At 54.6% G+C, this 21782-nt stretch carries 25 protein-coding genes; 6 read left to right on the top strand and 19 right to left on the bottom strand.

Annotated features, from left to right (window positions below; genetic code table 11):
* Positions 1–7 precede the first annotated feature (7 nt).
* From HCR03_RS15000 to HCR03_RS14985, 4 genes are all read right to left on the bottom strand, one after another.
* Positions 8–1135, bottom strand: coding sequence for a ParM/StbA family protein (locus HCR03_RS15000; protein ID WP_228724982.1), 1128 nt, complete (start codon positions 1133–1135; stop codon positions 8–10).
* Between the two features lie 29 nt (positions 1136–1164).
* Entirely contained in the window at positions 1165–1521 is a 357-nt protein-coding gene (locus HCR03_RS14995; protein ID WP_187035145.1) for a DUF6103 family protein, read from the bottom strand.
* Positions 1518–2726, bottom strand: a complete 1209-nt coding sequence (locus HCR03_RS14990) for a hypothetical protein (protein ID WP_187035143.1) — start codon at positions 2724–2726, stop codon at positions 1518–1520. The genes HCR03_RS14995 and HCR03_RS14990 overlap by 4 nt, the downstream gene beginning before the upstream one ends.
* Before the next feature lie 78 nt (positions 2727–2804).
* The gene (locus tag HCR03_RS14985) at positions 2805–3341 is read right to left on the bottom strand and encodes an SLOG family protein (protein WP_187035141.1); all 537 of its coding nucleotides are present in this window, start codon (positions 3339–3341) and stop codon (positions 2805–2807) included.
* 123 nt (positions 3342–3464) lie between these two features.
* Between HCR03_RS14985 and HCR03_RS14980 the strand changes: the two genes are divergently transcribed.
* Entirely contained in the window at positions 3465–3797 is a 333-nt protein-coding gene (locus HCR03_RS14980; protein WP_187035139.1) for a helix-turn-helix transcriptional regulator, read from the top strand.
* A gap of 34 nt (positions 3798–3831) precedes the next feature.
* On the opposite strand, the gene HCR03_RS14975 is transcribed toward HCR03_RS14980, so the two are convergent.
* The 3 genes from HCR03_RS14975 to HCR03_RS14965 are packed head-to-tail and all read right to left on the bottom strand — an operon-like array spanning position 3832 to position 7283.
* Positions 3832–4335, bottom strand: coding sequence for a gamma-glutamylcyclotransferase family protein (locus tag HCR03_RS14975; protein WP_187035137.1), 504 nt, complete (start codon positions 4333–4335; stop codon positions 3832–3834).
* A 17-nt stretch (positions 4336–4352) separates the two neighbouring features.
* Positions 4353–5402 carry an amidoligase family protein gene (locus tag HCR03_RS14970; RefSeq protein WP_187035135.1) on the bottom strand — a complete coding sequence of 350 codons (1050 nt, stop codon included), beginning with the start codon at positions 5400–5402 and terminating at the stop codon, positions 4353–4355.
* 6 nt (positions 5403–5408) lie between these two features.
* A complete protein-coding gene (locus HCR03_RS14965; RefSeq protein WP_187035133.1) occupies positions 5409–7283 on the bottom strand; it encodes a VirB4 family type IV secretion system protein in 1875 nt (624 codons plus the stop codon).
* A 369-nt stretch (positions 7284–7652) separates the two neighbouring features.
* Between HCR03_RS14965 and HCR03_RS14960 the strand changes: the two genes are divergently transcribed.
* From HCR03_RS14960 to HCR03_RS14950, 3 genes are all read left to right on the top strand, one after another.
* Entirely contained in the window at positions 7653–7826 is a 174-nt protein-coding gene (locus HCR03_RS14960) for a hypothetical protein (RefSeq protein ID WP_187035131.1), read from the top strand.
* Complete coding sequence (locus HCR03_RS14955; protein WP_187035129.1) at positions 7823–9127, top strand: hypothetical protein; 1305 nt, start codon at positions 7823–7825, stop codon at positions 9125–9127. Before HCR03_RS14960 ends, HCR03_RS14955 begins: the two co-directional genes overlap by 4 nt.
* Positions 9128–9533: 406 nt before the next feature.
* Positions 9534–10256, top strand: a complete 723-nt coding sequence (locus HCR03_RS14950; protein ID WP_187035127.1) for a hypothetical protein — start codon at positions 9534–9536, stop codon at positions 10254–10256.
* A gap of 4 nt (positions 10257–10260) precedes the next feature.
* Here the strand turns inward: HCR03_RS14950 and HCR03_RS14945 are convergent, their stop codons facing one another.
* Genes HCR03_RS14945 through HCR03_RS14925 form a run of 5 tightly spaced genes read right to left on the bottom strand, consistent with a single transcriptional unit; the run spans position 10261 to position 14572 of the window.
* Positions 10261–10851: a hypothetical protein gene (locus HCR03_RS14945; protein WP_187035125.1), complete on the bottom strand. Its 591-nt coding sequence runs from the start codon at positions 10849–10851 to the stop codon at positions 10261–10263.
* Positions 10844–11113 (bottom strand): hypothetical protein, encoded by a 270-nt coding sequence (locus HCR03_RS14940; RefSeq protein WP_187035123.1) that lies wholly within the window; start codon positions 11111–11113, stop codon positions 10844–10846. The genes HCR03_RS14945 and HCR03_RS14940 overlap by 8 nt, the downstream gene beginning before the upstream one ends.
* Complete coding sequence (locus HCR03_RS14935) at positions 11089–13110, bottom strand: DNA cytosine methyltransferase (protein ID WP_187035121.1); 2022 nt, start codon at positions 13108–13110, stop codon at positions 11089–11091. Before HCR03_RS14935 ends, HCR03_RS14940 begins: the two co-directional genes overlap by 25 nt.
* Positions 13107–13673: a DUF7768 domain-containing protein gene (locus tag HCR03_RS14930; protein ID WP_187035119.1), complete on the bottom strand. Its 567-nt coding sequence runs from the start codon at positions 13671–13673 to the stop codon at positions 13107–13109. The genes HCR03_RS14935 and HCR03_RS14930 overlap by 4 nt, the downstream gene beginning before the upstream one ends.
* Complete coding sequence (locus HCR03_RS14925; protein ID WP_187035117.1) at positions 13670–14572, bottom strand: conjugal transfer protein TrbL family protein; 903 nt, start codon at positions 14570–14572, stop codon at positions 13670–13672. The genes HCR03_RS14930 and HCR03_RS14925 overlap by 4 nt, the downstream gene beginning before the upstream one ends.
* Positions 14573–14749: 177 nt before the next feature.
* Between HCR03_RS14925 and HCR03_RS14920 the strand changes: the two genes are divergently transcribed.
* Both HCR03_RS14920 and HCR03_RS14915 read left to right on the top strand, forming a co-directional pair.
* A complete protein-coding gene (locus HCR03_RS14920; protein WP_187035115.1) occupies positions 14750–15658 on the top strand; it encodes a DUF2268 domain-containing protein in 909 nt (302 codons plus the stop codon).
* Positions 15655–16383: a MerR family transcriptional regulator gene (locus HCR03_RS14915; RefSeq protein WP_187035113.1), complete on the top strand. Its 729-nt coding sequence runs from the start codon at positions 15655–15657 to the stop codon at positions 16381–16383. The genes HCR03_RS14920 and HCR03_RS14915 overlap by 4 nt, the downstream gene beginning before the upstream one ends.
* 61 nt (positions 16384–16444) lie before the next feature.
* On the opposite strand, the gene HCR03_RS14910 is transcribed toward HCR03_RS14915, so the two are convergent.
* The 7 genes from HCR03_RS14910 to HCR03_RS14880 form a co-directional block, all read right to left on the bottom strand.
* Complete coding sequence (locus HCR03_RS14910; RefSeq protein ID WP_187035111.1) at positions 16445–16783, bottom strand: DUF3852 domain-containing protein; 339 nt, start codon at positions 16781–16783, stop codon at positions 16445–16447.
* 84 nt (positions 16784–16867) lie between these two features.
* Positions 16868–18559, bottom strand: a complete 1692-nt coding sequence (locus HCR03_RS14905) for a hypothetical protein (RefSeq protein ID WP_187035109.1) — start codon at positions 18557–18559, stop codon at positions 16868–16870.
* Between the two features lie 66 nt (positions 18560–18625).
* Positions 18626–19192, bottom strand: a complete 567-nt coding sequence (locus tag HCR03_RS14900) for a DUF6550 family protein (protein WP_187034905.1) — start codon at positions 19190–19192, stop codon at positions 18626–18628.
* 102 nt (positions 19193–19294) lie between these two features.
* On the bottom strand, positions 19295–19846 hold the full coding sequence (locus HCR03_RS14895; RefSeq protein ID WP_187035107.1) for a hypothetical protein: 552 nt from the start codon (positions 19844–19846) through the stop codon (positions 19295–19297).
* Complete coding sequence (locus HCR03_RS14890; protein WP_187035105.1) at positions 19843–20238, bottom strand: DUF4320 family protein; 396 nt, start codon at positions 20236–20238, stop codon at positions 19843–19845. The genes HCR03_RS14895 and HCR03_RS14890 overlap by 4 nt, the downstream gene beginning before the upstream one ends.
* On the bottom strand, positions 20232–20894 hold the full coding sequence (locus tag HCR03_RS19850) for a DUF3848 domain-containing protein (protein WP_228724981.1): 663 nt from the start codon (positions 20892–20894) through the stop codon (positions 20232–20234). Before HCR03_RS19850 ends, HCR03_RS14890 begins: the two co-directional genes overlap by 7 nt.
* Before the next feature lie 15 nt (positions 20895–20909).
* The gene (locus HCR03_RS14880; protein ID WP_187038144.1) at positions 20910–21779 is read right to left on the bottom strand and encodes a secretion protein F; all 870 of its coding nucleotides are present in this window, start codon (positions 21777–21779) and stop codon (positions 20910–20912) included.
* Between the last annotated feature and the right edge of the window lie 3 nt (positions 21780–21782).

Below are 21782 nucleotides of genomic sequence, written 5' to 3'. Positions count from 1 at the left end.
AGATCGTTCAGATGGATATCAGATTCCGGATTCTTCGTTTTAGCGGGCAGCTGAACATTTTTGAGTTCCTCCCGGATTGCTTACCGAACGGCCTGTTCCAGTAATTCTGTCCGGTTCGCTTCCAGAATGCTGGACACCACAAACTCTGTTCGCTGCCGGGCAGCCTGCCCGCAATAGAGCGCCTCAGCTTCCCGGTGCCTGGGATTGTCCATATCAAAGGATAGAAAGTATCTCTTTCTGTTCCCCATAGGCTCACCCCCATCAGAAGACGGTATCCGTCGGCGTTGGCGAACCGGTTCAGGACTGCCGCCGTGTTGACGTCCCCGCCCCGGAGCCGGGATTCCAGCAGCTCCGCGCCGCCGCCCGCAAACACCGTGGGGAGCTTCAGGTCGAGCCCTCTTTCACGAAGAGCGTTGAACAGCTCTTTACGGTAGGCCGCGACCGACTGCTCCACCACGGCCTCGATCTGCGCGCGGTCGGCGTGCTGGATCTGCCCGCGGATGGCGTCGGTGACAAGCTCATCCGAGAGCAGGATATCGCTTTTCCGGAGCGTGTCCTGAATCCGGCTGTAGAGCGTGATGGTCCCCATACGCAGGCTGGCACAGCTGGACCGGTCCAATCGAAAGTTGTGGACCGTGAGAACATCCACGGTGTAGCCCCCGATATCCACCAGCGTGATGCTTCGGTATTCCTTCAGCTGCTGATAGTACCGGCAGAGCGCCGCGTGTCCCTGGGCGAACACCCTGCAGTCCGTGATCCGGCAGTGGTAGGACGCTCCCTCGAACACAAACGAAAGATTGTCCCGCAGAAAGTAGCTGCGGAACGCGTCCTTCTGCGCCCCGTAGCTGTCGATGGGAAGCCCGACACCGAGAACAATCTCCGCGCTGGTCGTTCCGGCTTTTTTCATCGCCTCCGCGATGGCGGGGAGAGTCAGAATGAAGGTGTCCTGTTCTTTGGCCTTATCCTGCTGAAAGCGCATTCTGCGCTCTCCGATGGCGTAATATTTTCCCTCGTAGAAAAGCTGCATCTCCGGCGTGATGAATTCCCTGTCGCTCACCGCATAGCCGGACGCGTAGAGCATCCCCGCCGAGGATTTGGTGTTGTAGTTTCCGTTGTCCACACCGAGCTTGATCATATCCCGCACCTCCTTCTTTTTTCCGCGGATCACATGCCCAGGGTCATGCCCTGATTTTCCTGCTCGTCAGGGCCTTCGGACTCGGGCGGAGCCTCCGGCGCCGGCGCCGCCTCGGATGCCGCCTGCCGGGAACGGCGGGGCTGGCGCAAGGGACGCTCTCTGGCGGACACCGGGGATTCCTGCCGCTGATCCGGCCGCTGTGCGGACACCGGCTCCATGCGGCTTTCCACATATTCCCGCACCTGCGCGGGAACCAGCTTTTCATAGGTTTTGTCCAGATAATCCTGCAGTTCATGCTCAATGCTCTGCTGCTTTTTGTCCATAAAGAAGCGGAGAGCGTCCAGCTTCTCCGTGGGGAAGGACAGTTGCAATTCTGTCATGCTCATTGATTTTCCTCCTGTTTTGTAATGTAGCTGATGTACGGGACCTGCAGCCAAGCGCTCCAGCCGCGACCCGCCAGCTTCGTTTTGACCACGCCGTATTTCGTGCCCATGGCCTCGATCACCTCACCGTTTCCGATGTAGACGCCGATGTGCCCCGATTTCCAGACGGCGAGGCCGGGCGTGTCGGGCATGGTGTCCATGGAGCCTTTGACGGTGGCGGCGCCGTACATGCCGTCCGCGCCCACGTCCTTCATGCCGTTGGTTCCGTACTCAATGGCTTTCGTGTCGGGATCAAACCAGCCGTAGCCTTTGATGAGCCCGACACAGTCCGTCGTACGGCCGCCAAGCCAGTTTTCACGGATGAAATCCGCGTAGCTGCCCACACCGTCCGGGTACTGCTTCAGCTTGGACGCAAACAGCGAATCCGTCAGCACGTCACCGAAGGTGCCCCACACATATCCCCAGCCGGAGTCATAGGCATTCTTCGCGTAGATGACCAGATCCAGGTTGTTTTTGGTTTCCGGGTGGAGCAGGGTAAGCCCGTCCAGCGCGATTCCGCTTCCGCCGCCCCGCTCGATACCGCCGGAATACGATCCGGCCCCGCCGCAGGAGGTCTTTTCATAGATCTTCTGCGCGTTGGTCCTGTCGTCGCTGCTGGCTGGGATTCCCGACGCCGAGAGGTTCGCGTAGGCCGTGTCCAGACTGACCGGAACGGCGACCGTTTCGGTTTCTGTTTTTTCCTCTCCGGTCGCCGCATCCTGTACCGTCCTGGTTTTTTCCTCATATCTGACGAAGCAGTCCACAAAGGATCGGGCTTCCGTGCCGGACAGGGACAGGCGGTCAGCGCCGAAATTCAGAGCATAAAAAATGGATTTGATCCGGACGCTGTCGAGCGTGCCGCCGTCCATCTCCGCCTCCACGCCGGAGATCGCCTGATCCAGCGCGGAAAAACAGTTTCTCATATCCTCGATGTGAGCGGTATACTCGGCGGGCGCGGAAGACGGGAAAGCGCCACCGTTGAAACACAGGTCAACGGCGGCGTTGTTATGCTGGGAGGTGCCGGAGAGAAGGCTAAGGATCAGGACGATTGCCAGAATGACGGGTGTCAGGATGGCCGCGATCAGGATTCCGGCCGCCTTCCACGTCCGTTTGTCGGTGGCGGCGGCGACGGCGGCTTTGACCGCCAGGGCAATTGCGGGAGCTGCCAAGTGATTTTCCCCCTTTCAGCGCAAAACAGGATGCTTCCCGAACAGACGGAAAGCATCCTGCTTCTGCGGTATGTTTGATTACAGTTCAGTTGGGTCGATGATCTGGACGACCCGGTTCAGGCTCCGGGCGTACCGGACCGTATAGCCTGTTCCGCCGTTGGAGCCGTCCCATACAGCCAGCACATACCGGCTGCGGTCGGCCATGTAACGGTTGCGCTTGATCATGCAGTCGCGCGTATAGCCGGTCTGCAGCATAGTTTCCTTGGAGCACCTTTCCACGATGGAAAAATACCGTTCCCGCTGGTCTACCGACCACTTGGCCGCCTGTGTTTCACAGGGGAGTGCGCACTCCAGCGTGATATCCGGATACTGCTCCCGCAGAGACAGAATGGCCTCGGCCGCCCATTGGTCCACACCGAGAGCCATCCCGCTGATGAAATGAGTCACATGCTGCTCCGTAATCAGACGGATGATTTCCTGCTTCAGCCGCTCCTTGATCTGCAGGCACAGCCTGTCGCCCTCGTCGAAGCCGAAGGTCAGCTTCTGCGGCCGCAGCCCCGTAAAGCAGCAGGTGCGGTAAATGTCCAGCTCGTTATTTCCTGATCGATTTCCCATACTTTTTACTCCTTCTGTATAAATTCCTGTATAGTTAGCTATAAGAGATATTATAAATCTCTATTAGCTAATTTTCAATTACAAACAGACTCTATAAGCTAATATATAAGGGAGCTGATAGTTATGAAAACCGAATTGGAAAAGGGCGAGCTTGGGTCGGCTATCCGCGCCGCGCGTCTGGAAAAACACCTCTCGCAGGAGGAACTGGCCGAGCTGGTCGGAATTACACCGACACATGTCAAGCATATTGAAAGCGAACACCGCAAGCCGTCGATAGAGCTTTTGTACCGGCTGGTCCGAACGTTGAACCTGTCGCTGGACACGCTGTTCTTTCCGGAGCGGGCGGACGGGCTGGAAATCTACCGCAAAACCGAACGGCTGATGCGGCAGTGCAATGAAAAACAGCTTCGGATTCTTTACGCGGCTATGGAAGCCATGCTGAAAGAAGAGGGCTGAGAAACGGGCTGTGCCGGATGGTACGGCTCGTTTTTTACCACCATTTCTGACCGAACAGTGTGCCCTGCTCCGGCTCCGCTTCCTGCTGCTCCTGTGCCAGCCGGACAGATTTCTCCACGGCCTGCTCCAGAAAATCCGTGTCGAAACCGCAGGTGCGGTAGCCTTCCAGAATGGTGTTCAGGTAGTAATCGGACGGCGCCCCGAAGGGATGCCCGCCGTTCATGATGTAGACCATCGCGGAGGCCGGTTTCCCGTTCAGCTCCACCGGCAGAAGCTCCTTGCGGTAAAAGCTCGGATAGCCTTCATAATGGTCGAGAGCCTGCAGATCCCGGTCCCTCAGCTTCCACAGAAGAACAGGGACGCCGGAGCCCTGGAGCGGCTCGACCGTGGCGACCGCTCCGCTCCGACTGCCGCGAAACAGCAGCTCGTAGTCCTTGATCTCGCTGGCACCCACTACCTTGGCGGTGGGGCAGCGGAACGCCATTTGCGGCAGGTTAAGATTGCTGCCGTAGGCGATGTACAGGGTTTCGGATTTCATAGGAATGGTTCCTCCTTCTACATGGACAGCGAAAAGCCGGGGCTTTCTTCCTCCCCGGCCTGCTCCTGCCCGTTTTCAGTTGTGGGTTCCGGCTGTCCCGATACCATCTGCGCGGCCTCGGCCAGCTCTTTTTCTTTTTTCTGCCTTAACCGTTCTTTCTGCCGCAGGGCCTGTTCCGGATCTTTCCACGCGATGCACCCGTCCAGATGCTCCAGAAGATGAAGCCGGGCGGTTTTGAACTCATCCCCGATCAGCCCCAGCCGCAGAAGCCAGGTGCGGAAGGTGTATTTTTCATTGGTGCTGTGCGTTTTCTGCCGGCTGGCGCACTTCTGGTTCAGAGCCTGCGCGGAGATGGCGAGGCAGAGTTGAATATACGCCTTGATCTTCCCGGCGTGAGTCGTGGAATTGAAGAGGCGGAATTCAATCGTGCCCTTCTGGAACACGGAATGCAGATTCAGACAGTGGTAGCGGCTGTTGTCGTAATGCTGGCTGCTGCGGGATTCCCCGCCGTACCAGATGCGGCTGACCTCGTCGAGCGTTTTGGGCTTCTTCCGGTTGATTTCATCGAGGAAGCTCTGATCCACCTTTTTGCAATACTGCCGCTCCCGCGCCACCTCCACCTGCAGGGCCTTGTAAATCAGATCCTCCTTGGAGGCCATGATGTTGGTGATGTTCCGGAGCGTCTTCGCGTCGTGAGGCGACGCGTCCACATGAACGTGGATGCCGGTGGAACTGTTGACCAGCATCCCGGCCCCGCGCAACTTCCGCACAAGCTCCTGTATCGTTTCGATATCCCCATATCGGCAGATAGGGCTGACCATTTCCACACTGTAGTCGCTGTCGGCGGAAACAACTTGTCTACCGCTTTTCCGCTGTGTTTCGATGCTGCCGTCGCTCATAAATTTCCATTGACGCCCCTCGCTGTCCAGCGTGGAATAGATCCCGTAATAGGTGCCGTCGAAATGGACGGACGAGCCGAAATGCTCGGCGGCCACCTGCGCGGCCTGCTGCCGGGTGAGGCCGGTCATTTCCACCTCAATGCCGAAGCGCTGATCCTTCATGTCCATGCTTTATCACCGTCCACCCGCCTTTCCGAACAGCGCCGCCTTGTACTCCGGCGCCTGGACCATGAGGTTGTACCGCTCGTTGCCGCACTTATAAAGGCACACGCCACGCTGGGGATAGCGGATCAGCTCGTATTCGGATTTTTCGAGCTGGAGCGTATCCATGTAGAACCGCGCGTCGATGGAACCGGCGTTGAACAGGAACTGATGCGTCGGGATGGAGAAGAGCGGCTTCGTCAATTCGCGGACGTGCTCCACGTTGAAATCCTCCAGATTCTGCGACGCGAGGATGACGGCGCTTTCTTTTTTGCGGACGCGCTTCATGCAGTTGCGGATATATTCGATGGCGGTGAGATTTGTAAGAAACAAATACAGCTCGTCGATGCTGGCCGCCGTATTGCCGACCGTCAGAAGCTCGTTGCTCATGTAGGACAGCACGTTAAACAGCAGGGCGTTGCGCAGGTTCTTGCTTGCGTTGAGCACGCCCTTTACGCCGAAGGTCACAAACTCGCTGCTGGTGATATTTGTGTGGCCGTTAAAGAATTTGGACTCCGCTCCTTTGCACATGGAGTGGAGTCCGAGACAGATTTCCCGCAGGGAGTCCGCCGTATAAAGCTGGCGGCGGCTCTCATCAAAATTCTTGTATTCCGATTCGATGAGGTCGTACAGATCGGACAGGATGGGATAATCCTCCGGTTTCAGGCGGTCAAAATTGCTGTGGTCGGTAATGCCCCATTTATCGTAGAGTTTGTCCAGCATGATCTCGATGGTGTCGATTTCCCGGTCGGTGAAATCCTTGTAGGCACGGAAAAAATCCTTGAGAAAGCTGATATGCTGGCTGAGCTTACTGCTTTTGCGAAAGGCTTCCGGTACAAACCCGCCGTCATCGGCGTTCTGATCCGGCGGTGTTTTTGTATGCGGATTGAGCACGGGCTCCGTCTGCTCGTCCCAGCTTTTCGGCTCCAGCACGTTGATGATGAATTCGCCGCCCATCAGGTCGATGAAGCAGCCGCCGAGGTTTAGGGTCAGATCCTCGTACTCCATTTCGGGATCTAACGCCAGAATGTGCATGCCGGATTCCCGCAGGCTGCACAGGATCAGTTTCAGCAGATAGCTCTTGCCCTGGCCGGAGTTGCCAAGAATGAGAATGTTGGCGTTAGTCTTGTCGTCAGCACGGCGGTTGAAGTCCACAAGAATATTGCTGCCGAACTTGTCCCGGCCCAGGCAGAAGCCCTTGGGGTCAGTCTTTCCGGAGTAATTGAAGGGATACAGATTGGCAGCGGAGCTGGCAGGCAGCACCCGTTCGAACTGGTCCCCGAACACATTCCAGCCGGAGGGCATCACCGACAGGAAGCCCTGCTGCTGGCGGAGCAAGAGCCGGTCCACGTTGAGCTTAGATCGCACCAGCTCGGTCAGCACCTCCGTCTGTAGGAGCTTGAGTTGGTCGAGGTCGTGGGCGGACAGCTCAATGTATACCGCCGTGTGAACCAGCGGTTCCTTGCTCCGGTGCATCTGCGCCACGATGGTCGTGACATCCTGCAGATTGCTTTCGGCCGTGACGGTTTGCTGTAGGTCCTGGGTGCTGCTGCGCTGCATCCGGTTTTTGTTGGCCGCATTGCTGATAATTTTCTTTTCTTCAAGTGGGGTTACATGGCGGGTATAGATGTGCAGCGTCACGCCATCCTTTTCTCCGAGGTAGCGCAGGATCGCCTGTTCTTCCGTGGAGGTCGGGTATTCCCGCAAGGCCCAAACGCACCGGAAGGTGTTGCCGCAGATGAAGTAGTCGGTACTGAATTTGATGATGGAGGGCGCGATCATGTCGAGAAATTCCTGAATACGGGCATCCTCCTGCGGAGTCGCGTTGGTTTTCGGCTGTTTTGCCATAGGTCAATCTTCCTTTCTGAGTTGATTTCGAATATAAAAAAGCCACCACATTTCTGTGATGGCTATGGGTACTTTCAGAGAAAAGAATGGTATAATAGGGCACATACAAAGTTCACATTATATTATACGAACTTGCGGAGCTCGCTGGATCTGGTATATAATAGCAAAATATGAAATTGTAATGAGAAGGTTTATTATCGTTCATTCTTGACGGCCTATTGGCCGGCTCACGACTTTTTATTAACCAAATCAAAGAATGTTCGACACAAGAATGATTGTTTTAACTCAGCTTACTCAGTATTTGAAGATGCAATAGTCGGGTAACAGATAAGCTTACTGAGGAGAACTTCAAGAAAAGGACGAATCAAAATGATGGACTTTTTGTCTCTGATCTGGACCGTACTGCGGGACTGCGGAATTGCCAGCTGGGGAGTTGTGATTGCCGCGGTGCTGTTCGTGTGCGTCTATCTACTGGTAAAAGAATACGGGCACCTTCATCGGGCATCTGTTTCACAGAAGCCAGTCAGCGTGGATGATTTATGAAGAACTTATCTGAAAGCATTAGAGGCTTTATCCGGGACGTCATTAAAACTCCGGAGTTTTGGAAAATAAACTATTACTTGCGCTCGATGAAAAAAGCTCCGCATGGCGGGATTTTTCATAATACATACCCTAACCTGTTTTTGAAGAACTACGCCTTTTCATTTTCGCGGCTCTTTCAGAAAAATCAATCTTTACCATTGCCGCTCCTTGAAACGGCAAGTAAAGTCAGAACAATGTTTGAAGCCGCCGATCTTGATATCGAAGAGTTGCTCTGCTTTTGCTTCCGGCCCGAAACCAAGAACGGCGGCGGTGACCTTATATACCTTGCAACAGCCGGTAAGATCATAAAGTACCGTGGCACTGGACAGTTTGCTCATGACATTGCCGTCATGGACGCCGCTGACGGAAAGATAACCTATGTCGATAATTTCGACGTTGATATAGATCGCCTCATATGCGCTTTTATCTGCCGGCTTGTTGAAGAATGTGTTTATCGGATTTACGATGTTGACGAAATACTCAGCCATGAGCGTATCGAACTGCCGCATGACAAATATGGACTGACTGATGTGACGGATGCGGAATTTTTAAGGCAGGGCTTCAGGTTGAACGATAAGTACTATCTCTACAATATCTTCCTTGATACGTCTATCGGAAGTATTAACCCCGAAGCGCCGAACACCATAGAGATAATGCAGCACATAAAACCGCCAGCAAGAATACTCACGCGATGTGACAATAATCTCGCCGTCCCATATTCACAAATGGTCGGGACCGCAACTTGGGACGCTCAGAAATATCGTGGGATCACCTTGAACTTCGAGAATATTTCCGAGCAGCTCCGACGCGGAAAAGAAACGATTATCCACTACGATCCTAAGACGAATCATCGAATACTTTTATATATAAAGAAAGCTATTGAAAACGGTACAGAGCTGTATCATCTGAATGTCGAGCAAATATGGAACCCTGATATTTTCGTCGGTACTGAACCGGTCATAATGACAAATTACCTACACGGGACGTACTATCCGTCGCTTGAAAAATTCGAGCATATCGACTTCTCTGTTAATCAGTACACCAGGGATGTCTTTGAATTAAAATACCGTGATGCCGAACAGCAGACCGGAATCTCCATCGGAGAGTACGCCGACGAGCACTATAAAGTCTGGTGCGTAAAAGGCGGCAACCTCAGCACCGAGGTTTGGGCTCAACTCGTTTGCGCCACGCTCGATGAGCCATTCCGTAATATTTTCCTTGAGACAATCGGCGGTAGCTATACCGAGGAAGAACCTACCTAAGGAGTTTCGCAATATTTCGCTATGTTTCAGGAGCACTCCTTAACGCTCAACTTATGAGCATACTGGGAAACTGAAAGTATAGTTTTCAATTTTCTATCTTTCCCCTTGATTCAACTTGACTTTTCTTTTGATCAGAGTTGATATAGACACCAACGGGAATTGCCCGGAAAAATAAAAGCGTCATGGCAGGCCAATATGCTGCGAACATATCAGCCCTGCGCAAAGGTGAACAGACCACCCTGCACAACCGTAAACGGCGCCACGACAAGGTTATTGTACCTTGTTTTTTCTGGCGGCACAAGCAGAATCTTTCGCGCGTGCAAGGGTAGCGGACGGAAAAGCCCCGCTTTTGCACGCGCTTTTACGCGCCGGAGATTCCCGACTTCAAAGAAAGGTCGGGGTACAAATGAATATTTTTCAAAATCCGGAGGATCTGCTGGGTTCCAGGGAAGCGGAACAGTCCGGTTCCGTCACGGATTTCCTGCGGCTTGCCGCGGAGATTCGGGCGAAGCTCGGCGGGGAGGGATATATGATTGAGAACTACCTGTCCCGCTTCTTTCAGGTGGTCATTGCTTCCTCCAGTCAGGAGGCCGTGTCCGACGGATACGATGCGTCCTCGGAGCTGAGAGACCTGTGCTTCTACGCTCTGGATGCTGCCTCTGGAGATTCGTCCCCACACAAGCACCGTTCGTTCCAACTGACCGATACCGACGCGGAGGCGGAGACGCATCCCTTTTACCCGGAGGTCAAGCAAAATTTTGAGGAGCGTCCGGATCAGTCCGCGCAGCGGTTTACGGTTGTAAACCGGCATTACGCGCTGCTGTCGGAGGAGTTCCTCCAATACGCCATGTCCCGGTTCCTGTCGGATAAAAAGGAAAACATCACCGAAGTTCTCCAGAATGCCGATCTGAACATGCTGTATGACAGAATTTCCGCTGTCGTCGGGGAACCCCTGATGGAGCGGTTGAACCGGATGCTGAAGGAGCAGTTCCTTGCCGTTCCCGCTTCCATGGGATTTTCCTACGGGCTCTCCTGCGCCTTGCTGGACAGCCTGGTTTATGAGGACAGCGAAACGGGAAAACAGGTATTTCAGCTTCTGATGGACGACTGCTCCGAAACGCTGAAATAAGCTGTCAGTCCTCTGGCACGATCCAGCGCTCCCCGTCGTAGTCCTCAAATTTTTCCGTTGTTACATTCTGCTCGAAATAAATGGCAAGAATGCGCTTGATGTCCTCCTTGCCGGCGCGTTTTGTGGAAAAGCCCTGCTCACGCAGGGTTTTTTCTATGCGGTTCAGGTAGGAGAACACTTCGCTCTGCTTTTCATTCCGGAGCCGGATCACCACCAGAAATTCTCTGGACGTTGCCATCTGCACCTGCATCCGGTCGAGCTGGGAGAGATCCTGCTCCAGAAGCTGCCGCACAGCCGGGTGGTTCTCCTGTTCCAGCCGTGTCCGCAGAAACTGCTTGTTGTCCTCAAAGTTTTCCCGGCTGTTCAGGCACAGAAACTCCAGCTCCGCGATGCCCTTGAGAACGGTCATCAGGGCGTAGATTCGGGCCGAGACGCTTTCCTCGGAAAGCACTGAGATGTTGGTGGGTTTGATAATAAAATACACCAGCTCGTCGCCGCGGTTGGTCGCAAGACTGTAATCGGTGACGGCCTTCGTGTTGATGAGCTGCCGGGTATATTGTTTTTGCCTTGCGTTTTTCTTTTCTGTCTTATTCATGTTTTCCATACCCCCATTCGTAGACCTGCTGCCTTGTGAAAAAGAAGGCGTAGGCGTTTTTTATAAAGTCAAGGATGCTGGTATCGTCAAAACGGATCGTCAGAAACGCATAGAGGGCCGTGATAACGATGGGCGGCAGAAGCCGGAGTTGCGCCAGCGCAAACACGGAGATTAATAGGCCGACGCCGATGATGCCGATGTCCCGGAGCTGCCACAGCCACAGCGTCGCCTTGGATTTCAGGTTGTCCGGATAGATGTACATGATGGTTCCTCCTTGAATTTGCGTAAAAAATAAGCGACTCCCCGGAGCACATGCTCCACGCAGGGAATCGCCACGCTGTTGCCCAGCGCCTTGTATCTGGCGCTGTCCGAAGCGCCCGGAATGTCCGTCCAGTGATCCGGAAACCCCTGGAGCCGTTCGCATTCCAGCGGGGTCAGCCTCCGGATCAGCTTGGGGATGCGGTGGGGATGCGCATGTGGTTCGGGTGACACACCGTGGGTTTCAGGTGCCCCGGCTTCGTTCGTTTCACACACGAGATCGGTAGCGTCCTTGTACTGCCGGGCGCTCTCGGTGCTTACCACCTCGTTCGGGGCGTACTCGTCGCTGCGCTGCTGGGAAAACACGCAGTGCCGGTCGGTGGCCGTGACGGTATAGCTGATATCCGGCTGGACGCCGATACCGTTCCCGCCGTTTTTGTCCTGGCGGTCGATGATATTTCCGGCAATGCAGTAGGTTTCGGCAGGCGCGGAGTCTTCGCCGGAGTCCGCCAGAAACACGGACGGCTGGGAAATTAAGGGGATGTTGTTCCCGCCGGTGCCGTATCTCGCGGACATGGTGGGCGCCACCTTGTGCGGTCCCGTATAGCGCGAGTCGATCCCGTAATTCTCGAACAGTTCCGGCTGGCTTCCCACAACAAGCGGTGAATGGCCGTGCTCCTGCGAACGGAGCGTGGCGGCGACGTCTTCGGAAACGTCCATGCGGCTGCCGCCCTGGTCGTTCAGGCACAGCACGGAGGGCATCATGCTTCCGCTTGCCGTCGCCTTCAGGGTCGGCGCGCATTCCTCCTGATAGCCGATCCCTCCGGCGGACGAACCGGCCCCCGCGCTGAACGCCGCCGTAAATAAAAGCCCGCCCGGATTTCTGCCGCCGCCTCCGTCCGCGCCTGCCAGCGTGGGGGCAACGCTTTTTTCTGTAAAAACCCGGCCCTGCTGGGTATCCCATGGTGTCAGGCAGTTTGCATCTTTCCGCTGCGATGTCTCGGCAATAAAGGTCTGCTGTTTCATGCTTGGCTGGGCCTGTATCGCCCCGGACACATCGTGCAGGTTCCGAACCTCATCGCGCTGATTGCACGCAAAAGCCATGGGCCAGCCCTCCAGAGCTTCCGTTTTTTCTTTTTCTGTGGATACATAGCCGTGCCCGCCACCACCGCCGCTGTACAGGGAGGGCCAGACGCCCTCGCTTCCATAAATCCGGTGGCTTTGTACATCCCATGATGTCAGGCATCCTCCGGCCGGATTCCCGCCTGAAGCTCCAGCGCCTGTTTCAGCACCGGGGGCAGCTCCTTGCTGCGCTTCTTCGCCCGCCGCAGAATTCCCAGGCAGGCGGTCCTGCTCAAATAGTATTTTGGGGGCGGTTCGGCCTCCAAAATCCGCGACAAGGAAGATGCGCCTGCGCCGCTGCGGGACATTCCAGTATTGAGCGTCGTATACTCTCCAAGCAACGGAGAATTGATCTCCCAATACGGCCCCAGCAGATTTCCATACCCCTCCCGGAGGTCGAGGTACAGATACGGAGCTGTCAGCAACTCTGCAGGTTTCTTCGAGGACCGCCCGGAAATCTTCGCCTCCTGAGCAGGAGAAGGCTCCGGGGACATTTTCCCAGACCATATACCGAGGTCGAACAGCGTCAGCTGGCCTTCCGCTTGCTTTGTCATGCGCTCTCATCTCCTTGATGATCCGAATTTGCTCCATGAACAGGCCGGAGCGTTCGCCTTGCAGCCCAAGGCGCCTGCCGTTTGCTACGCTGAGATCCTGACACGGGCTCCCGCCGCAGACCACATCCACGGGGGTCAGCTCCGGGCCCTTCAGCTTCATGATGTCGCCGACAGGGAGCATATCCGGAAACCGTATTTTTGTGACTTCCATCGGAAACGGCTCGATTTCGCTGGCCCACACAGGAGTGAACCCCTGCCGGACGCCTGCCAGCGGAAATCCGCCGATCCCGTCAAACAGGCTGCCGAGGGTCAGCGGCACGGTCACAGGAGCAGCTCCATGCCGAGGGAAGGCGCTTCCTCCGGCACAGCCTCCATTTCTTTCGGAAAATACTCGACGGTCCGGTTGACAGGTCCCATCCGGCCGTTCAGCCGTTCGGCTTCTACCGCAGCTTCTTCATAGGTTCCGAAGACTACGGGCCTTCCATCCTGCTTCACCAAGCTCTCCGCCGCACCGCAGACAGACGCGGCGCTCCGGCGTGCCAGAATGCCGTATTGTTTTGCGGGCGCTTCGCTCTGAAGCTGCTCTGCAGACAGATACCGGACGGGAATGCCCAATCGTCCGGCCTTTGCGATCTCACAGCTCATTCCATGGCTGACGGTGCCGCCGCAAACCCACAGTTCCTCACAGGAAACCAGCACCCGCAGCCCCATCCGGATACCGGCTTTTCTCTCGGAGGGAACGGCATCGTTCAGAATCTGCGGATACAGCAGATGAACGGCGACAGGCGCGCAGCCCTGTTTCATCGCATATCGGCAGGCGGCTTTGGCAAACCGGACGTTGCTTTCAACATCCCCCGCGTAGGGAGAGCAGATATATACCAGCCTCATTTCGCCACCGCCTTCACAATGGTGCGGGTGATGTTCATCGCGGTCTGACCGGCGTAGACGGCGCTCATGAAGTTGGCTCTGGTGCTGGTGTCCAATCCGAACGCTCCGGCGATGCGCGGAATTTCCCCGGCCGCCAGCATCAGGCCAAGCCCCAGCAGGACGTGATCCTTCAGCACCATCAGCCCCGCAATGAGGATGGTAGATTGTAAAAATGCGGTCAGGCACAGCCCGATGATCTGCTTGCACCAGCTCACGAATCCGTCCAGATATCCTCTCGGGACGCTGAACATGTACAGGCTGCCCACCGCGATCTGGATGAGCAGGATGCCGCCGCGCTTCAGGTTGGCGAAAAACACCTTGATCACGGCGTAGCCCATCATGATGAGGATAAAGATCAGCATGATGGGATTGAGCGTGCTTCCGATCCCGCCGAACACTCCGGCATTCGCCGCTTTTTCCAGCGCCCCCGCGGAGGACAGCTGGCTGATGATGTTTCCGGCCACGGTGTCAATTCCCGTTCCAAGCCCTGTGATGCCCGCCGTGAAGCTGCTCTGCAGAGAAACCGAGAGCTTATACAGTTCCACCGGTACCGTGGAGAAAAGGCCGACCGCGAGAAAGCCCTTGACGTTGTTGAGCGCGGTGTCCTTGATGCTTCCCCGGCCGGACTGGTACTCAATGCCGTACTCAAAGACCGACACCACCAGCCCGGTTCCGTAGAGTGCCCAGCCCAGGTAAGTAAAGAACAGAACGATGGATTTCACCCAGGTCATGTCGAACAGGTCCGCGCCCATGTTGCCCATGGCCGCGAAAAAATTGCCGAGGAATCCGATCATCTGGCTGTAGATCCAGTCCAGAATCTGCCCCAGCACGGTGTCGGCCACAAAGTCCCATATGAACATGGGAGATCACCTCCTTCAAAAAATATGGAGCCCGCTTTCACAGGCTCCGGGATTATAGATGCTCAAATTAAATATTTGTTTTTTACAAAGGCTATTGACTCTGACGTAACGTCATAGTGTATTATCATAATTGTTGTTCGAACACATAATATGCAATGACAAAATGAGGTAGAGATCATGAATATTAAAGCAATACGCTCTGACAGAATTTATCGCAAAATGACTTCATCCATGAATGAGGAACGGGAGAACCTTTATCGCTATGAGTTGATGAAGCCCTTTGAGTTTAAGTGGAAGTGTATCGGCATGCCTTTAAAGGCAGAGAAGGAAGGTGGCTACGATGTAGTATCTGCAAGCAGTATGGGTGGTGGTTATCATCCGGCACAAATCACCGAGGAACGACTTGGCGAAATTGAAAAAATTAGTGATGATTCCTTTTGGAATGCTTGTGAAGATAGCATCAGCAAAGCTCTTGAGGGTTTCGAGCAACATGTCATTCATTTGCCGGTACAAGATTATATTTTTACAGTTTTGCTTAATGACCCTCAAAACCCGATGTCCGCTATGACTGGTGATTACTGCGGCGATGGAGGTATCCCAGGCTATATTATCGGCACCATCATTCCAAATGAAAAATCCTTGCAGATGTTACCTGTGGCTTTGGCGCATGAAACCAATCACAATGTAAGATGGCAGTTTATGCAGTGGAATCCGAATATTTCATTGGCAGATATGATTGTCAGTGAAGGACTTGCTGAAAACTTTGCGGCAATAATGTTCGGCGAAAATAAAATTGGTATGTGGGTAACCAACATAAGCGATGAAACATTGAAAACAGTAATTAAACCCACTATTCAGTCCAATCTAAATGAAAATAATTTTAATAGGCTGTCCTCCTATCTGTACGGCGACGAAATTATGGCCATACGCGGTGCGGCTCCGATTGGAATGCCTTACTGTGGTGGTTACGCCTGCGGATATCAGCTCATAAAGCACTACCTGAAAAAATCCGGTAAGAGCATTTATGAAGCCACCATTACCTCCACTGAGGAAATCATGAAGAAAACGAAGGATTTTTGGAATTGAAGATAAACGAAGTCGCAAAGTTAACCGGCGTAACTATAAGAGCCTTGCACTATTATGATGCAGTCGGGCTGTTAAAGCCAAATGGGATTACCGACACTGGCTATCGCATTTACGATGAAGAAACGCTGGAAACCTTACAGCAGATCCTGTTTTTTAAAGAGCTGGATTTTTCTCTGAACGATATCAAAGAAATTATGACGAATCCACATTACGACAAGATGGAAGCTTTACAAAAGCACAAGGAATTGTTGATTCAAAAGAGGAATCGCCTTGATGGACTCATTGCTCTTATCGAAAATACGATAAAAGGAGATACAAGCATGAGCTTTAAAGAATTTGACATGACAGAAATCGAAACAAACAAGAAAAAATATGCCGCCGAGGTGAAAACGCGTTGGGGCAACACTGAAGCTTACAAGGAAAGTGAGGAAAAAACCTCCAGCTACGATGAGCAGCAATGGAAAATTCTTAACGGTGAAGGAGCTAATATTCTAAAAACATTTGGCGAGAATAGGCATCTTGCCCCAGATAGTGAAGCGGCACAGGTGCTTGTGAAAAGATGGCAGACTTATATCACTACAAATTTCTATAACTGCACAAAAGAGATTCTATCCTGTCTCGGACTCATGTATATCGGTGATAAGAGATTTACTCAAAACATTGATAAAAACGGTACAGGAACCGCTGAGTTTATGGCGAATTCAATCGCCATTTATTGCTCCTAATAAATTTTATGGTTCATATTGCACAGAGCAAGTCAGTATGGGCTTGCTCTGTGCTTTTGTCTCACATTCCAACTACGCTCCAGATATACAGCGGCGCCGTTAATGTGAACACCAGACAGGCGAACAGGATTGCGGGCGCCGCCCACTCGAACTGCCCGTGCTTTCTGTAGTCGAAATAAGCCGTGCCCAATTTGGCGAAGAAAAACACGGCCAGAATCAGGTCGATAGCCGGAAATACGACGCTGTTGACGACGGTCTTGATCTGCTGTGACGCCGTTTTCCAGGTGCCCTCCACGGCTCCCGCCACATCACCGCTTCCCGCCGCATACGCGGTCGTTCCAAAGAGGCAGGTCAGGACGAGAACCACGCACAGGACCGCGAGAATACGCTTCTTTTTCATGGATTTTCCACCCTTTCAAATAATTTTTTTGCAGAGAAAAGGACCGCTGAAGCTTCTGTTCCGCGACCCTTTTTCTTTCTGCTGTTATGGGGTTACAGGGGCGATATGCCAGTCGCTCCAAAGGCTGCCCCGTATCGTTACCGAGTCAGTGAGGTTCATGCTGAGCATTCCCACGGGCGTCCAGCAGTCCTCCAGATAGGTATAGGGCGTATAGCTGCCGTCCGGCATCCAGATCGGCGTGAAGTGCGTTCGACGCTTGTAGGTCGAATATTTATTGGGCGCAAACTCAAACTCCGCGGTATATCCGGAGCGTGTCTGTTCCAGTAGCCGCCAGAAGGATTGGTACCCGAATTCCGGAAAGTACGTGACGGCGGTCTGCGCGTCCGTCACCGCCGAAGACTGGCCGGTGCTTACTCTGGCAGTCGTTGTCTGGTTGATCCCATAGCCGCTTTTCAGGACTTTGCCCGATGCCGTGGGATCTTTCGCATCCGGCGTAATGCTCATGGAAGCGGTCAGGCTCGCGGAATAAGAAGTCCAGTTAAAGTCCCACCATCCAGTGTCTTCCCAATAGCCGGAGTCCTCTCCTGTGGAAATCCAGACCCAATTCGCGTGCCATGACGGGCACCAGACTCCCCAGGACGCCGAAGTTTTCTGCGTATTATTGGGGACAGGTGACGCGGCGTAGGAGTCGTTCCGGTCATCCGCCACCGGATCGGGTGGATCGTGTCCGGAGAGATCCGTAATTTTTGCGGTGATGGTTCCCTCGCTTGCCGAGCCGCCGCCGTTCACCGACACGCGGATGGTCATGGTCTGCGGAGTGGATGGGGTTGTCCAGCGCACCCACGCCAGCTGGCTGTCGCCATCTGGGTAGTAGACGCCGCCTACGGTGTAAGTCTGGCCCCCAATAGTGAAACGCACTGTGACGGGATTGTTCGGATCGGACTGCCCGCCCCGCACCGTCACGGATGTGATGACCTCCGTGTTGACGCGGTATTCATAATTTGTTGTACTGATCGTAGGCGGTTCCGCTTCGCTGAACCGCACGATGCCAAGGCCGAGGGATGAGATGATATCCGTGTCCGACGCCGCCCTGGTCGTGGAACCGCCCCACGCCGGGTAGCCGAGATCCGGGGTTTCCAAGAACATCGCTAGCGGCAGGTTTTTGTGGCTGAGAGAGACCATCTTGCTCCGCAGGCCGCCCCCGAGCTGCTGATCGAACAGCGCGGCCTCCGTGGCGGTCATGGCGTATTTGACGCCGCCGAAGGTCATATAGGCGATGGGCTCCAGAAGCAGCTTGTACTGCCCGTTGATCAGGACATTAAAGTTCATTCCGGTTAGGTTCGCGATACTCCGAATTACCTGCTCGTCAGTGAAATAGCTCTTGATCGCGGCGATGTTACCGTTTCCTCCGGATGTGCTGATGATCTTGGGCAGAGCCTGAGACGGGTTTACATAAGAATAGTTTCCGGTCCTTGGTGTTAAAGTTTGCCCTCTATTATAAGAGATTTTGCACACCTTTCCAAAGTGCCATATTGTTCCGGCTGGGGTCCTGTTCGTTAAATCGACCGGCGTTGTCACAACCGCATGATCGTTGGCCCGGATGACCGTTACCCGTACTCCCTCGTCGCCGGTGTTCCAGAAATCCGTGTTAGTTCCGTCTCCCATCCCACCTCCGCCGCCATCCACATTCCCGTCTCCGATGGCATAGGCGTTCATCGGCAGGAATACGGAAATCATCAGTACAAACGCTAAAAAAAGGCTGATGATTCGTTTCATGAAATCCTCCTTCCAAACGAAAAAGCACGGCCGAAGCCGTGCTTTCCGTAATATCGTGATATCGAGCTAATTCATGTTGCCGATCTTATTGCCGTTTTCGTACATATCACCGGCGGTTGTTCCCGATGTACCGCCGCCTTCGTCATCAACCCATCCAAAGCCGGGGAAATAAACTTGACCTTTGCTGTTCTTATCTCCGGCCTTCGGTGTCGATGGTTCGGAGGAGGAATTCGCGGTCGGCGTTCCGCCATCGGTTTTCGTTGTCTTTTTACCGTCCGGCGTCTGATTGGGGTTCGTTTTCGCTTCCGACGAAGGCTCGGACGGTTTGGTCACCGGTGCCTGAATGCTCTGGTCCGTGCCGCTGGAATCCCCGGTATCTTCGGCGCCGCCATTCTGAGAAGCCGTGTCCGGCGCGGAAACAACCGGGACGCTGACGTCCGGTGAAGAGCCCGTGGTTTCTGGAGCGGAGATTGAAGGAACCGAGGCATCCGACGCGGCGGAGGAGGCGTTCCCTTTCCCATCCATGGGCGTCCCCGTTCTGAACTGCGCGGCGATAGCGACGACCAGCACAATGCTCAAAACGCCGAGCCCGGCAAGCGTGAGCCGTTTTTTTGTTTTATCTGTCAGTTTCATATGAGATACCCTCCTTTTTCATGTTGTTGATTCATCGACTTTTTTCAGTATCACACAGTACCACAGACGGTTTCGAAAGTCTATGGGGCACGCGTGAAATAGTCAGAATAAAGGCATATATTTTGCCTGTACCTTGAGGCTGATCGTCATGGGCGGCAGGATATTCCCTCCAAACCGCACGGGAACCTCCAGACGGATCACCGCGTCGGCCAGATAACCGTTCGCGTTATCCGGATCGGATGGTGCCAGCGGCATGTTCCTGAGATGGACAGACAGGTTTGACAACCGGAATTCCGCTTCGTCCCCGGCGTATTTCACATGATATCCATTTTCCTGCCGGAGCTCCAGCAGCTTATCCAACCGTCCGTAAATATCGCCGTAATCAAGGCTTTCCTCGAAGTCGTCCGCCGAGGGCTGGTAAGCGCCGGAATAGCCCTCTCGCACGCCGTGGTACACATTGTCGTAGCCGTCGTTCACGGTTGAGATCACGGCGGACTGCACCGCGTCCCGTACACCCTGGGCGATGATCATCAGCCGGATGCCCTCGGAAGCAACGCAGAGAAGCAGCAAAAGCGCCATCGTCACCGCAATGGTGAGCGGAAAGGCCGATCCTTTCTTGCTTTTGAGTATAGCACAGAATTTTTTGGATGTCACTTCCAGTACACCTCGCTTTTGCCCGACGCTTTCGACGTCAGAGTGACGGGGAAGCTCCCAAACCCGCCGAACCGCCCGATATCGGCCCGCACGGAAACGGTGACTGTGAATTCCCCGTTGAGCTGAATCTTTCCGGTTTTCGACCACGTGATGTCCGGATTGAGGCCGGTCTGCTCGGTCAGCACCCGCGCCCGCAGGGTGGTTTCCGTTCCGACACATCCTTGGATTTCCGCTTCCCGGCACAGCTCGGATGCATAGGTATCCAGCCTGTTTTTGGTGACAAACACCGGCAGGACACTCATCGCGACCGCAATTACCAGCATGACGCAGAGGATCATCACCGCCGTATCGATATATCCCTCGCCGCGCCGGGAGCGGAGAAGCTTCAGCATAGCCGTACCCCCTGATCCGGCGAGTCGGCGGCCTGCTGCTCCATGTCGTGGACATCGTCGCTCAGAATATGCCACGATCCGTCGCAGAAGCCCACATTCAGTACCTCCTGATTCAGCAGTTCCTCCGCGGGGATTTCCATCGCGTATTCGATATCGCCGGAATGCCCCTTCACGCTCTGGCCGGACAGCAGAAGCGCGGCTTTTTCAGGCGTCAGGCAGACAAAGCCGCCCGGCGTCATCATGTCGAAGCAGGAGCCGGGATGCTGCTCGAGAAATTCCCGCACGGTGACCGGCCCGGCTTCTTCCGGACCGTCCCGCGACGGTTCCAGCATGGCGTATTCTCCCTCGCCAAGCCCCTTGTCGGTGATGTTCCAGAGCGCATGCCCCAGCTCGTCGCGGTGCGACACATTCTGTTCCGCCAGCCACTGGTCGCTCACCAGCAGCAGGGGATCTTCGAACCGGAGCAGGTATTCCGTGTCATCGGCATTGCAGCAATCCATGAGTTCGTCATACACCAGCTTTACCGCCGCGATCTCCGACGCCTGCTCGATCAGATCCGCCGCGGGCCTGTTTTGGAGCTGCTGGATATAGGAGCGATAGTTGGCCTCGATCCGGTCACGCAGTTTTTTCTCCAGTTGTTTTTCATTTTGATCCATACAAAACCCTCCTTATTAAAACATGGTGCCGAGAGAATCCATGATCTGCACCGCGATGATGACCATATAGGTCAAAAGAAAGCACATCAGCATCACGAAGGAAAACACGCGGATTTTCGGCGGGATTTTTTGTGCTTGGCCTTTTAAGCGCTGAAGCTCCAGCGCCTTGAAATCGTGGGACAGCATCTGGAAATACACGGCGCTGTCGTCACCGCGCAGGACGCCGATCAGCCCGCGTACCACGTCGGAAAGCATGGGAGAATTGAACCTTGCCTCAAACCGGGTAAGCGCCGTCTCATAGGAAGAGGAGCGCATGTCGGCCGTCAGTACGTCCAGCTCATGGGCGAAGGCGGGACTGGCGTTTTTTTTGTAGGCTTCCAGCATCGCCAGCACGTCGCGGCTGGCCTTCAGGCTTTGCTCCACGGTCGCCACGAACCGGGGCAGCTCGCCTTCGATCTGATTCCGCTTCGCTTTAAGCTGTTCGTCCGCCTTGCGCGTTTCCTTAAAATACGACAGGACGGCGAGGATCACCACCAGCGGGGTCAGCAGAGGCAGCAGAAGCAGGCATGGGATCACGCCCAGCAGGATGGCACCGGATTTTATCAGGGCGTAGGCCGTGTACACCTCCGGGGTCATGGAATAACCGGCCGCCTTCAGCACATTCGCCATCCTCGCCCTTTTGTACTCGTCCATGCGAATGTGCCTTGCCAGCTTCACGGCGCCGGACATCAGCCACGCCTCCACGGTTTTGGAGGCTTTTTTGTTTTCTTTTCCGGCTGTAAGCATGGCTTTCGCCGCTTTCAAAGTGGGCAGCTTCAGCACATCCGCCAGAATAAAGAACAGTCCGGCGGCCAGCAGAAGTCCCGCGAAAAACAGTTGCTTCATCAT

It is taken from the genome of Caproicibacter fermentans (genome assembly GCF_014303955.1).
Taxonomy (GTDB): Bacteria; Bacillota; Clostridia; order Oscillospirales; family Acutalibacteraceae; genus Caproicibacter; species Caproicibacter fermentans.
The sequence above is the reverse complement of the archived record's forward strand: the minus strand, read 5'-3'. Positions and strand labels throughout refer to the sequence as shown.